Source organism: Gottfriedia sp. ABJ_BB2_2, assembly GCF_055484705.1.
In genome coordinates this window covers 27771-40736 of the sequence record NZ_JBVFKR010000002.1, presented here as the reverse complement: position 1 = coordinate 40736, position 12966 = coordinate 27771, and the positions used below count along the sequence as shown (strand labels likewise).

Annotated in this window: 12 protein-coding genes; 6 read left to right on the top strand and 6 right to left on the bottom strand. The window is 31.1% G+C overall.

Annotated features, from left to right (window positions below; translation table 11 throughout):
* Positions 1 to 78: 78 nt before the first annotated feature.
* Positions 79 to 693: a nitroreductase family protein gene (locus ACX6U0_RS05200; protein WP_464958922.1), complete on the bottom strand. Its 615-nt coding sequence runs from the start codon at positions 691 to 693 to the stop codon at positions 79 to 81.
* Between the two features lie 274 nt (positions 694 to 967).
* On the opposite strand from ACX6U0_RS05200, the gene ACX6U0_RS05195 reads away from it, so the two are divergent.
* Both ACX6U0_RS05195 and ACX6U0_RS05190 read left to right on the top strand, forming a co-directional pair.
* Complete coding sequence (locus tag ACX6U0_RS05195; RefSeq protein WP_464959546.1) at positions 968 to 1858, top strand: NAD(P)-dependent oxidoreductase; 891 nt, start codon at positions 968 to 970, stop codon at positions 1856 to 1858.
* Between the two features lie 22 nt (positions 1859 to 1880).
* Complete coding sequence (locus tag ACX6U0_RS05190) at positions 1881 to 2330, top strand: RDD family protein (RefSeq protein WP_464958921.1); 450 nt, start codon at positions 1881 to 1883, stop codon at positions 2328 to 2330.
* Positions 2331 to 2557: 227 nt separating this feature from the next.
* Here ACX6U0_RS05190 and ACX6U0_RS05185 read toward each other — a convergent pair whose 3' ends face one another.
* Positions 2558 to 3715, bottom strand: a complete 1158-nt coding sequence (locus ACX6U0_RS05185; RefSeq protein WP_464958920.1) for an aminotransferase A — start codon at positions 3713 to 3715, stop codon at positions 2558 to 2560.
* 215 nt (positions 3716 to 3930) lie between these two features.
* On the opposite strand from ACX6U0_RS05185, the gene corA reads away from it, so the two are divergent.
* Both corA and ACX6U0_RS05175 read left to right on the top strand, forming a co-directional pair.
* The gene (gene corA, locus ACX6U0_RS05180) at positions 3931 to 4875 is read left to right on the top strand and encodes a magnesium/cobalt transporter CorA (protein ID WP_464958919.1); all 945 of its coding nucleotides are present in this window, start codon (positions 3931 to 3933) and stop codon (positions 4873 to 4875) included.
* Between the two features lie 166 nt (positions 4876 to 5041).
* Positions 5042 to 6349: an ATP-binding protein gene (locus tag ACX6U0_RS05175; RefSeq protein WP_464958918.1), complete on the top strand. Its 1308-nt coding sequence runs from the start codon at positions 5042 to 5044 to the stop codon at positions 6347 to 6349.
* 34 nt (positions 6350 to 6383) lie between these two features.
* Here ACX6U0_RS05175 and ACX6U0_RS05170 read toward each other — a convergent pair whose 3' ends face one another.
* Both ACX6U0_RS05170 and ACX6U0_RS05165 read right to left on the bottom strand, forming a co-directional pair.
* The gene (locus ACX6U0_RS05170; RefSeq protein ID WP_464958917.1) at positions 6384 to 7595 is read right to left on the bottom strand and encodes a DUF3967 domain-containing protein; all 1212 of its coding nucleotides are present in this window, start codon (positions 7593 to 7595) and stop codon (positions 6384 to 6386) included.
* Positions 7596 to 8000: 405 nt separating this feature from the next.
* Positions 8001 to 8252 carry a phage holin gene (locus tag ACX6U0_RS05165; protein ID WP_464958916.1) on the bottom strand — a complete coding sequence of 84 codons (252 nt, stop codon included), beginning with the start codon at positions 8250 to 8252 and terminating at the stop codon, positions 8001 to 8003.
* A 333-nt stretch (positions 8253 to 8585) separates the two neighbouring features.
* Here ACX6U0_RS05165 and ACX6U0_RS05160 point away from each other — a divergent pair, with 333 nt between their 5' ends.
* A complete protein-coding gene (locus tag ACX6U0_RS05160) occupies positions 8586 to 9491 on the top strand; it encodes a chemotaxis protein (protein ID WP_464958915.1) in 906 nt (301 codons plus the stop codon).
* 98 nt (positions 9492 to 9589) lie between these two features.
* Here the strand turns inward: ACX6U0_RS05160 and ACX6U0_RS05155 are convergent, their stop codons facing one another.
* Positions 9590 to 10129: a YkyB family protein gene (locus tag ACX6U0_RS05155; protein ID WP_464958914.1), complete on the bottom strand. Its 540-nt coding sequence runs from the start codon at positions 10127 to 10129 to the stop codon at positions 9590 to 9592.
* Between the two features lie 163 nt (positions 10130 to 10292).
* Positions 10293 to 10625: a hypothetical protein gene (locus ACX6U0_RS05150; RefSeq protein ID WP_464958913.1), complete on the bottom strand. Its 333-nt coding sequence runs from the start codon at positions 10623 to 10625 to the stop codon at positions 10293 to 10295.
* Between the two features lie 242 nt (positions 10626 to 10867).
* On the opposite strand from ACX6U0_RS05150, the gene ACX6U0_RS05145 reads away from it, so the two are divergent.
* On the top strand, positions 10868 to 12955 hold the full coding sequence (locus ACX6U0_RS05145) for an EAL domain-containing protein (protein ID WP_464958912.1): 2088 nt from the start codon (positions 10868 to 10870) through the stop codon (positions 12953 to 12955).
* Positions 12956 to 12966: the final 11 nt, after the last annotated feature.

Sequence of the window (12966 nt, the reverse complement as noted above, 5' to 3'; positions counted from 1 at the left end):
TAAATAGTTTCATAACAATCATCTGAAAATAAATAAGCTTTAGGGACCCTGATTAATCAGGATCCCTAAAGCATTACATTAAATCCAAATTGACATTTCTTCTGCTGAGAATCGAGAAGTTGGATGTCCAGGTACTTTTTCTTTACCGATTGCGATTAACATTGTTGGGATATAACGAGTATCAGTTAGGAACGTTTCTTTAAATGCTTTCTCGTCAAACCCACCGATTGCGCATGTATTCCAACCCTTAGCAGTAGCAGCAAGAATTAACTGCATGCCAGCTAATGATGAGTTAAGAATGCCTTGTTCTCGATTACGTTGTTCTGTAGAATATGCACCGATTACATTTGCTTTTAACTTATCTTTTGCTTCCTGTGTCATATATCCTGCTTTAACAGCTGGGTCAAAAACTGGATCTACATTTTTTGCTGAGTCTGTATCTGCTAATACTGCAATAACACATGACGCATCTTTAATTTGATTTTGATGGTATGCAACAGGTAGTAATTTACCTTGCGCTTCTTCTCCATGGAATACAACGAATTTCCAGTGTTGTAAATTCCAAGCAGATGGTGCTTTCATTCCAGCATTTAGAAGCTCTGTAATTTCACTCTTGCTAATTTCTGTAGTTCCATCGAATGCACGAGTAGAATTACGTTCTTGAATCATATCAAAAAATTTCTCATTTTTCATGTATGGTTTCCTCCAAAATTCATTATGTATGTTGTATTAAAATGTACTTTATTTAATATAGAGACTATCAATATTAGAGTCAACAAATTAGCTTGGAATTAGTCTAGAATTTATATTCTAATTAAAAAAGTATAGGATTTTTTAATATGGATTTAACATTAAATAGTTTTGTAAAATGAAGGCAACTTTCTAAAGTGTTTCAGCTTTTGTATTCACTAAATTTATGTTAGTTTTATGAAAGGAATAGAAAAAGGAGAGATATGAAATGAACGAAATGAGACTAAATGATCTTCATATTGGCTTTATTGGAATTGGTGTAATGGGGAAAAGTATGGCAAAACATTTAATTCATGCAGGTGCTAATTTACATATTTATAATCGAACAAAAGAAAAAGCTCAGGAATTAATAGACTTAGGTGCAAAGTGGTACGAAACGCCAAAAGAATTAGCACCTAACTGCGATGTTATTTGCACAATGGTCGGATACCCTGCAGATTTGGAAGAAGTCGTTTTTGGAGAAAATGGTTTTATTCAATCAGCAAACCAAGGTACGACGTTAATCGACTTTACAACTTCAACACCTACATTGGCTAAAAAGATTGAAGAGGAAGCGATTACACGAGGTATGAAGTCATTAGATGCGCCAGTGTCGGGTGGTGATTTAGGAGCAAGAGAAGCTAAATTAGCGATCATGGTTGGTGGTGAAAAAGCAACCTTTGATGAGATGATTCACATTTTCAATGTACTTGGACAAAATATTGTATACCAAGGTAAGTCTGGTAGTGGACAGCATGTAAAGATGTGTAACCAGATCGCAATTGCTTCAGGTATGCTTGGCGTGTGTGAAGCACTAGCTTATTCAACAGCGGCAGGATTAGATGGTGAAAAAGTATTAAGTAGTATTTCTACAGGTGCAGCAGGAAGCTGGTCGTTAAGTAATTTAGCACCACGCGTATTAAAAGGGGATTTTGAGCCAGGCTTTTATATTAAACATTTTATAAAAGATATGGGTATTGCGATTGAAGAAGCAGAAAAAATGAAATTGAATCTTCCTGGACTTTTACTTGCTAAAAGTTGTTATGAAGAACTTTCTAAAAAAGGACTTGATGAAAAAGGAACACAAGCATTGTATATGTTATACGATCCATCACATCACGTACAATAATTTTACGAATTGAGGTTTACAAGTGAAAAATTTTCAACTGGCAAAGTTTTATCAAAGATTAAGTGCATTTATTTTAGATACATTTATAGTATCTATCTTATATGGAATCATCATCGCAATCATTACAATGAAACCTGCCAATATTTTAAATAGATTTAACGCTACTTCAGGAAACTCAACAATTGATATTTTCATTATTTCAATGTTAATGATCATACTGTTTGTCATCATTCCGAAGTTTAATAAAGGAATGACATTTGGTCAAAGATTTTTAGGAATAAAAATGATAAAAGATAACTATGAAGAAACAAATATTGGGATATTTCTACTTCGTTTCATTTTTATTTTTGTGTTCTCAGTGGCATTTTTAGGAATACCATTACTTGTTAATGTGTATTTAATGTTATTTAGAAGAGACAATAAAACAATCCAAGACTTGTTATTTAAAACTAGTGTCATTCAAACTAAATAAAGAACTGATTTTTAATAAATTAAAAATCAATTAGTTGATATAACTAGATAATAAAAAAGGGGATATAATTGCAAGTGATTATGTCCTCTTTTTTTGTTGATTTTTGTATAGATAAGTGGCTCCAAAATAAACATTCCATTACTGAAGTGAATAGAGAAAAGGCCCTCTTAGTCAAATTGACTTATGAGAGCCTCTTATCAAAATTAAATAGATATTTAGTGAAAACATCATCTTAAAGTTGTTATAAATGCCTCTAAACGATCGCATGCTAGTTTTAATTGTTCCATTGAATATGCATATGATAAACGTATAAATGAATCACCATACTCAGAGAATGCTTCACCAGGAATAACAGCCAAATTTTGTTGCTCAACTAGTTTTAATGCAAATTCCATAGAAGGAATATTAAATTCCTTAATGGATGGAAATAAATAAAATGCTCCTCCAGGCTTAATACAAGGCAATCCCATTTGTTGTAATCGTTCTAACATATAATCTCTTCTATTTTGATACTCCTTTGCCATTTCAATAGGCGAATCAATACACTCAGTTAAAGCATTAATTGCAGCAAATTGAGAGATTGAAGTAGCACATGATACATTATATTGATGAACCTTTACTATTTCTTGAGCTAAATATGTAGGCGCAAATAAAAATCCAATTCTCCAGCCAGTCATAGAGTGAGATTTACTCAGTCCATTAATAACGATTGTTTTATCTCGCATACCTGGGAAACTAGCAATTGATTGATGTACTGTATCAAATGTCAGCTCACTGTATATTTCATCAGATAAAATGAAGATATCTTTTTTAGCCAAATAGGTTGCTAAATTTTCTAGTTCCTCTTTCGTCAATGTTACACCTGTTGGGTTATTTGGGTAAGGTAATACGATGCATCTAGTATTTTTATTAATATTTTGTTCTAACAGTTCAGGTGTAATTTTAAAGCCGTGATCTGATGTGTCAACAAATACTGGTTTTGCACCACAAGTCGTAATGATTGGTGCATAACCAGGGTAAATAGGAGCTGGTAAAATCACTTCACAGCCTTCAGTTAAGATCGTACGAAATGCAACATCAAGAGCTTGACTTGCCCCAACTGTTACGATTACTTCATTGGATGAATCATATGTCAGTCCATATTTTTGCTTAACATAATTTGATGCTGCTTCTCTAAGTGCCGGTAAACCAGCGTTAGGAGTATAAACTGTTTGATTAGACGAAATGGCTTCCATTGCTGCCTTTTTGATTGGCTCAGGTGTTTGAAAATCTGGTTGTCCCAATGTTAATGCAATTACATTTTCATATTTTTCAATTAGTTGGGCAAATTTTCTAATACCAGAGATTTGTATTTGTTTTACATTATCGTTAATAAAACTTTTCATTTTAATCCCTCTACTCATATAGTTTTATATTAAAATAAATCATGCGTTTAATAATATCAATGAAATTTCCTTCATTTTACCATATAATGTTTAAAAGCATGGCCGTTTTTGTTTACAATCTTGCCTGCGTTACTTGAATACAGACTAAGTAAATCATTTACTATAAAGTATTACTTAAGTCGTATTATTGATTCATTAAAAGAAGGTGCTTACAAATGCTACAAATTATTGGAATGAATAAAAATAAGATAATAGAAAGAAATATTTCATTAGAAGAAGCTAAGTCAGCAAAATACTCATGGTTTTGGGTGGATATGAACGAACCAACTCAGGAAGAGATTCAATTGCTAACGACTGAATTTAAATTCCATCCACTAGCGATAGAAGATTGTTTGGAATATGTTCAAAGACCTAAGCTAGATTATTATGAGGGCTATCATTTTTTAATCTTACACGAACTACAAAAGTTGGACTTAGAAGAAACTGAAATAGACATATTTGTCAGTGATCATTTCGTTGTGACATTTCATATGCACCGAAGTCCGATTATTTCTCAAGTTTTAGAAAGTATACATACAGACCGTAGGGCCACAAAAAGTCCACTACATTTAACACATCGAATCATTGATGAATTAGTAGATAGTTATTTTCCACTAATGTATCGGTTAGAAGATGAGTTGGCCGATTTAGAAGTCGATCAAATGAAAAAGCAAGTACATAATGCAGTAGAACGATTATATGATATTCGAACAGATTTATCTAAATTAAGAAGAACAATTTTACCAACAAGAGACTTATTATATCGAATATTAAATTCTAACCGTTTTAAAGATATAATAGAACATCGCATTTATTTTGAAGATATCCATGATCATTTAATGAAATTATCAGATATGATTGAAGCAAATCGTGATTTAGCATCTGATATTCGTGAAAGCTACTTTTCATTGAGCTCAGAAAAAATGAATGGGATTATGAAGACGCTTACCCTTATTTCCTCTTTCTTCTTACCATTAACATTTATTGTAGGTTTATATGGAATGAATTTTCATTTTATGCCTGAACTGACTTGGAAATATGGATATTTATTTGTATTAGTGATTATGGGAATCGTGACGCTACTAATGTATATATTTTTTAAAAGAAAAGGTTGGTTTTAAGTTGCTGAGTAGGGATACTTGGCGACTTTTCTTATATTTTAGGATACTTTGTAGGAATGTGACATTCTATGTAGAAATCTTTTTTTGAATTATTTGTATTAATAATTAGAAGTTTAAATAACTATGATATAATTTGTTGAAAGAAGGCTTATGGAGGTCGCGGTTCATGCTGCAATTAAAAGATTTATTAATTCAATTTGCAATCATCATCATTCCGGTCTTTTTATATGAAATGTTTTGGTTAAGTAGATACCATAACACTAGTCCGAAACAAAATAGATTACTAGTTGGATTATTATCCATTTTAAATATTTTCATTTGTTTGATCTACCCTATTCAAATCAGTGATAGTATGGCAATCACATTTAGTATTTTATTAATGTACTCAGCTATTTTATATGGTGGTAGAGTAATTGGTATTATCGTAATATTTGCTAAACCATTATTCATGTATTTACTTTACGATATATCAGTATTGAAATGCTTTCCGTTTGAACTCATTTCATGTATTTTACCTTTAATAGTCTCCCCACAATGGGTTAGTTTTTCTAGACGTAAAAAATTTGCTTTAAGTATATTAATGCCTATTTTATATGCCATCTGTATCATCTGTTTACTGTACTATGAAGCTACAGTTAATGGCGTAAAAGAATATCAATCTGATCAAACAATTCTTTCGGTTTGTATATTTTTTACAGTTTTAACGATTACAATGTTATTCCATGTCTATTTAAGAGAGTTTTTATTTGAAAATGCTGAAATTCGTGTTCAAATGCAAAAATCTGAGAAATTAAATATGGTTAGTGAGCTTGCGGCAAGTGTAGCACATGAAGTCCGAAATCCATTAACAGTTGTAAGAGGATTTATACAATTAATCGAAAATCAAGAAAGTGGTACAAATCGAGAATATATGAAGCTCGTTTTAACAGAATTAGATAGAGCAGAAAATATTATTTCTGATTATTTAAATCTTGCTAGACCTCAAATAGAAGAGAAAAAAATTATTAATATGACTGAGCAACTAAATGAAGTTACGACCTTAATGTCTACATATGCTTCTTTACAGGGTGCATTTCTACAAGTCAATGTGACAGAAAAAATGTTTACGATCGGAGATAGAGCAAAGATCAAACAAGCCATTATTAATATATTAAAAAATGGTGTAGAAGCAATAAAGGAAACAAAAGGATATATTAAAATTGAAGCAAGTATAGAAAAAATGAGAGATCGTGAATATATTCGGATTGTTGTTAAGGACAATGGAGTAGGCATGTCTAGAGGACAATTGGATCGATTAGGACAACCTTTTTACTCATTAAAAGAAAAAGGAACAGGACTTGGATTAATGGTTACCTTTAGTATCATCGAAGCTCATAAAGGTACAATCGAATATTTAAGTGAAGAAGGAAAAGGTACAGAGGTTCATATATTATTACCAGCTTATCATATGGAGGAAGAAACTTCGGAAGAGTAAAAAGAGAAGGAAAAAACCTTCTCTTTTTTTATACCTATTTAATTGCTTTTGGTTTAATAAAAAATGATTTTAATGAGCTTTTCCAATCTTTTTCTTTAGAGGCAGCAACCATTTTTTTAGTTTCTTGCATTTCTCTAATTACTCTCATTAGTTGTGCATCGCGGCTAACTTCTCTAACTTGTAATTCCTCAAACATTTGTTCAAGTTTTTCATCTTTTTCTTCAATTACGGAAGCAAGTTCTTGAAGTTCGTCGCTTTTTTCTTCAACAGAATGCAGGATTTTTTCAAGCTTTTGATCTTTCAAGAGATTTTGTTGAATTAATGTTTGATTTTGCTGCAAAATTAACTCATTTTGTGTCGCTAAATTTGATATTTGAGACATGAATTCTTCAAACATAATTTGATTAGAGTTGGGTTCTTCATTTACTTGAACTAATTTATGGGAATCTGCTTGAACATTAATTTGTTGTAAATCTGTCTCGTTAACTGCAGCATGAAACGAATGATCGATCGTTTCATTATGAAATACATCGTTATTGTAATCACTAGTCGTATCAATAGTGGAGACAGCATCTTCATTTTTTGAAGATGTTGAAACAATTTGCTCAACAACTTCTTCGTTAGTTGAAGAAACTTCTATTGCTTCAACTATTTGATCATGGTTAGAAGGAGGTTCGATGTGATCATTGGTTTCAATAAGATTAGAAATATCCTCGTTTTGAACTCCGATGTCATGACTGTTTGAAAACTCTTCATGTGTGCTTTCTACAACATTTGGATTAACCTCGAGATGATTAGTATCAACATTGACACTTTGTAAAGAAAGGTCGATTGAATTAACGTTTTCAATAGTGTTTAAAGAAGCTTCAGGATTGATAACGACTTCTTTCTTAAATGTTGATTCTTCAATCTGTCCGGAATGATCAAGATTATTTGAACCTGTTACAAGTTGAACAGCTACTTCATTAGATTCCTGGGATGTAGGAACTTCTTCATACGTTTCTTCTGCATTTTGAGAAAAGTTTTCTAAACCGTTTTGTACGGCCAAAGGAAGATTTTGATGTTTGTTATAATTCTCTAGCACTATTTGAAACAGTGTGTAATCTTTTTCTGAATACATGCGTGTATTTTGATTTTTAGTAAACTGATAAGCTTCTTTTTCTAATTGTTTACTAATTTCTCTTACTAGAGATTTTCCGATTTTTAGCTTTTTAGAAATGTCCTTGCTTGTTAAAATTACTGACATTTGTAATCCTCCTGAAAAATATGTGTTTTAAGAAGATTCAATAAACAGTTAAAATTTTCCTACTAATACGTTTTAAAATAATTCTACAATCTTTAACAAAGTATTAACGTTTCTTAAAATTTGAATCAGTATATGGTGAAAAAAAGAGAATATTAGAATGAAAATAAAAAAAATAGTAGGTTCAATAGAAGGTTGACTCCAAAATTAATCATATTTTTAAGAATTGTGGTGTGTGTAATAAAAAGAGAGTTAGTGAGAAACTTCTAAGGGTTTTATTTAAAACAATAAATTGTACGAAATTAATATGTTAGCTAAATAAAAGAGGCTGTTTCTCATGTAAAATCGAGGATTGAGAAACAGCCTCTTTTTGTGAAACTAAACTTTCTTAGAAAAAAACATTAAAGACTATTTTGTCTTTTTAGATTTTTCTAATCCAGCTTCTTGTAATAAAGCTTTTTGAGCTTGTCCTTTTTTACCAAGATAATTATGTTTAGCACCAAAATACAAAATAAATAAAAAGGACGCTACATTAACGACTGCATCAATTTGCTCATTGTTAAGAAATTCAAATCCAAATGATTTTAATAATAATTGAAGTGAAACTAGGAAACCAGCAAGATATCGTAAAATGTCTTCCATATTATTATTTTCAAACATATGAATCACCTCCTATTATTACCTTATGAAAGACTTGTCCTAATGGTGAGAAAATATCATTCAATTCTATCAAATAGGCAGGAATTCCTATTGAAATTAAGGTGATTAGGTGATTTTTAATCTAGATGAGTTAAGATTCGCGAAACTGTTAAACTTTTATTTAATTTTCTATTAAAAAAGTACCAAAATAAACCGATTATTTAAGTGAATAGTAAGTATTTCATTGAATCTACTATTTTTAAAAAGGAATTGTTAGAATGAATGTTTTATATTAAAAAATTCAATTTCCAATAGTATTTATAAATAAATTCAGTATAGGGAAGGTTGACTGTCATGGAACAAAATCATGGAATTTTAATGGACAGCGGTACAAATGAATTAGAAATCGTTGAATTTACAATTGGTCAAAGTAAATTTGGGATTAATGTAATAAAAGTACGTGAAATCATTAATCCATTACCAATTACCCCAGTGCCTAGATCTCATCCAAATGTTGAGGGGATTATCGAACTAAGAGGCGAAGTATTACCTGTAATTAATGTAGCGGATGCGATCGGTTTTCCACCATCAAATGAGCCGGCATACGATAAATATATCGTTACGGAATTTAATAAGACGAAAATGGTATTCCATGTTCACACCGTTTCTCAAATTCACCGTATTTCATGGGCTCAAATTGAAAAGCCAAATGAAATGTATCAAGGTTTAGAAACGCAAATTACTGGCGTTGTTAAACATAAAGGTGAAATGATTCTTTTATTAGATTTCGAGAAAATGGTAGTCGAAATAAATGAAGAAACTGCTATTTCAAAGAAAAAATTAAATAATCTAGATCAAAGAGAAGTATCGAAGAAGCCTATTTATATTGCAGAAGATTCACCTTTACTACGAACTTTAATTAAAGACACTCTAAAAGAAGCTGGATATGTAAATACATTATTTTTTGAAAATGGTAAAGATCTATTTGAAGATATTTCAAGCAATATTGAAAGCGGAAAGAAATTAACTGATTTTGTAAAGTTAATCATTACTGATATAGAAATGCCACAAATGGATGGACATCACTTAACAAAGAAAATTAGAGAAGATAAGGTTTTAAGTGAGTTACCGATTATCATTTTCTCTTCATTAATTACTGATAGCTTAAAACATAAAGGTGATCAAGTAGGTGCTACAGCGCAAGTAAGTAAGCCTGAAATAGGTGAACTTGTTCAATTAATTGATAAACATATCCTATAAATAAAAATGGGAATCAATATAGAACCTATTATCTAGGTATATATTGGATTCCCATTTGATATATTTATTTCTTTTGCTACATTGTAATCAAAAGATGATTACTTATCGAGTTTGCCTTTGTTTTTACGTATTGGTTCACTTGGAAATGTAAACGTCGAATTACTTAAAAATGCTGAAGGTCTGAATTGTTGCCCGGGGTTATTTCTTCGATGGTTATATCCAATCTTCAAATCGCTATTAGTTTTAACCTTTACGATGCCTAAGTAATGATGCAGAATTTTTTTAGCATAGCTTAAAGACATAGATACTTTTGGGTTTCGATGAGAATTTTCTAAAACGCCTAAGTGTGGAAGAAGTTTAAAGTCTTCTTTTAAAGGTGGGATATGAAAGAAAAAATCTCCACATGCAATTAATACATCAGATTGTTGTTTACTTGACCTGGGGTTATTTGAAAAATGCAATCCTACTTTCTTAGCAATCCCTTTTTCAATTAGTTTCAGTATAGCTTGTCTTTTTAATGAATAAAGTTCACTAGGATCTAAAGCAGTCTTAGCATGCTTATTTACAACAAATATTGCCTGAAATATTTCTTCATTTGAATAAACTGGTTTATTCAGGCTTGGTTCTTTCGGTTTCATGCTTCTGTATAACCTCCAATTAATAAATATGTTTATATTATATCCTTAGATTTGATTTTTTCAAAATTTATCAAGAAATGTTTTAATGAATAAACATAAAAGCTAACCGTATCAATATTCGATACGATTAGCGTTTTACCTTTATTTGCATTTTATATATTTATTAATATGGATATGCACCTATATTACCGGGGTTATTCCCAGGTAAGTATGCATTGGAGTTAATTGGTGGATATGGTTGTTGATATGGTGGGAAACCGCCATAAGGTGGATACTGTCCGTAAGGAGGGAATCCTCCATAAGGTGGGTATGGATAGTATGGTGGTCTAAAAGCTAGTGCACCTAAAGCAAAACCTCCTGCTAAACCTCCGAGCAGAGGTATGAGTGGGAAAAATGGGACGAAACGCTGTTCATGTCGGTTGTAATAGTATGCTGGGGCATGACCATTTCTATATAAATAATGCTGATCTATATGTGGAAAATGTTGATTATACAAGTCTTAACCTCCTCTCTAGTCTTCGTTAACAGTGTATGGAGTTTGTCAGGAACTTGAGCAAGTACCCAAAAAAATAGGTAACCAACCTAGGCAAATCTAATGAAATACATTTCGCCTGAGTTGAATTACCTATTTTCACAAGATAATAAATGGAATATAGTAAGGATATAGAATAGGAAAAATGACATCATTTGAGATATTTCATCAGGATTCTTTAAATTTTTTAAAAAAGGATGCATATGATGGACACTTCTGTAAAAACAAATAAAATTCAAAATTTAGATCAATCAATGATTAACGCTTTACTAACATCAATAAATGATCTTCTTTTCATCATGAAAGTTGATGGTGATAATTTTTTATATCATTATGCAAATGATCAAGCTATAAAACACGCTGACCTTTTTAATAGAAATTTTATTGGAAAAACCATCCAAGATGTCATGCCAAATGAAATTGCAAAGAAGCTTATCGAAAGCTACCAAATTGCCAAAAGGTCAAAACAAGCGTTATGGTACAACGATCAGCTAATGATAGAAGATAAAAAATTATATTTTGAGACCGTATTATCACCAATTTTAGATGAAGACGGTCAATGTAAATTTATAGTCAGCGTAACGAGAGACGTTACACTATGGACTGAAGAAACAAATGAAAAGCTTGAAAATGAATTAAGATATCGTTCTTTATTTGAGCATAATCTTGACAGTATTCTCATGCTTGATAGTAATGGATATATAAAACAAACAAATATGTCCACATACCATGTGTTAGGATATCGAGATAAGGAACTAAAAGGTAGACATATTTCAAGTTTGATAGATCGTAAAGACTCTGATGAACTTGAAAGAGTACTTACCTCAACTTTACTAGGTGTATCAACTGAAATTAAAAACACCGTACTTGTTAATAAAAATGGCCATTATTTAAAAAGCCATATCAAGTGTATTCCGATTATGTTCGATGACGAAATCAAAGGAATATATTTAATTATTAGAGATACAACATCTGTAAATGAAAAAGAGAATTATTTATTCTTCTTATCACAAAGAGATCAACTAACTGGTTATTATAAACGTGATATGTATACAAGTCTCATGAATCAAACGATTCATGATAGTGAGATATTAAACAGCGGTGTTGCATTGTTAATTGTAAATATAGATCGTCTTAAAATTTTTAATGAATCATACGGATATGAAGTTGGCGATTTTATTATTGAATTAGTTTCAAAAAGAATCACTTCAATTGTTGAAAAAACGACTGATAAAAGTTGTCCGTTAATTCGTCACAGTGGTGATGAATTTATGATTATTTACGAAACGAAATCAAAAGATAAAATAAAACAGTTAGCTGAAAGAATAATCGAGGGTATTAAAGTTCCTATTAAAATTCCAACTTATGATGAAAAACTAATTATTTCCTCAACCATAGGGATTAGTTCTTATCCAAAAGACGGAGTTTCTAGCGATATTTTATTAAGAAATGCTGAAAGGGCTTTACTTGCATGTAAAGAGAATGAACGTGGATCATATTCTTTCTACGATAAAGCTTATTCCACGATTACACAAAAGAAATTAAATCTAGAAAACTTACTTAGACAATCATTAGAAAAAGATGAATTAGAAATTGTGTATCAACCTCAGATATCATTACATGATCAAAAATTAATCGGTCTAGAGGCGCTACTTAGATGGAAGCATGATAAATTAGGTTATATACCACCAAGTGAGTTTATTCCAATCGCAGAGCAGTCACATTTAATCCTCGATATAGGGAATTGGGTGTTTAAACAAGTTGCTAAACAAATCAAAGCTTGGCTAGATCAAGGTTTTGATGTTAAAAAAGTAGCTGTTAATTTATCTGCAAAACAATTTTATACAGGTGAAATCGAGCAACATATTTCAGAATGTTTGAAAATTTATGAAATTCCTGGCGAGCTTTTGTCAGTTGAAATTACAGAGAGCTCAATGGTAAACCGTGAGCAAACTGCATCGATTCTACAAAAACTCAAAAACTTAAAAATTAAAATCGCAGTTGATGATTTTGGAACAGGATACTCTTCATTAAGCTATTTAAAAGATTTTCCAGTAGATATGTTAAAAATCGATAGAAGCTTTATTCAATCAGTCGTTCAAGATAATCGAAACGCAGCAATCGTTACAACTATCATTAGCTTAGCGCATTCTTTAGGTATCGATGTCATTGCTGAAGGTGTCGAAACAATTGAACAAATTGAATTCTTAAAGAAAAAACATTGCTTAAAAGCTCAAGGCTATTACTTTAGTAAACCAGTAACGCCGAGAGAGATTGAACAAAAATATTATTAATAAAAGAGCGT

Bases quoted from the DNA above. Each gene is read 5' to 3' on its own strand.
- ACX6U0_RS05200 (WP_464958922.1), bottom strand. From the start codon at position 693: ATGAAAAATGAGAAATTTTTTGATATGATTCAAGAACGTAATTCTACT.
- ACX6U0_RS05195 (WP_464959546.1), top strand. From the start codon at position 968: ATGAGACTAAATGATCTTCATATTGGCTTTATTGGAATTGGTGTAATG.
- ACX6U0_RS05185 (WP_464958920.1), bottom strand. From the start codon at position 3,715: ATGAAAAGTTTTATTAACGATAATGTAAAACAAATACAAATCTCTGGT.
- corA (WP_464958919.1), top strand. From the start codon at position 3,931: ATGCTACAAATTATTGGAATGAATAAAAATAAGATAATAGAAAGAAAT.
- ACX6U0_RS05175 (WP_464958918.1), top strand. From the start codon at position 5,042: ATGCTGCAATTAAAAGATTTATTAATTCAATTTGCAATCATCATCATT.
- ACX6U0_RS05170 (WP_464958917.1), bottom strand. From the start codon at position 7,595: ATGTCAGTAATTTTAACAAGCAAGGACATTTCTAAAAAGCTAAAAATC.
- ACX6U0_RS05165 (WP_464958916.1), bottom strand. From the start codon at position 8,252: ATGTTTGAAAATAATAATATGGAAGACATTTTACGATATCTTGCTGGT.
- ACX6U0_RS05160 (WP_464958915.1), top strand. From the start codon at position 8,586: ATGGAACAAAATCATGGAATTTTAATGGACAGCGGTACAAATGAATTA.
- ACX6U0_RS05155 (WP_464958914.1), bottom strand. From the start codon at position 10,129: ATGAAACCGAAAGAACCAAGCCTGAATAAACCAGTTTATTCAAATGAA.
- ACX6U0_RS05145 (WP_464958912.1), top strand. From the start codon at position 10,868: ATGGACACTTCTGTAAAAACAAATAAAATTCAAAATTTAGATCAATCA.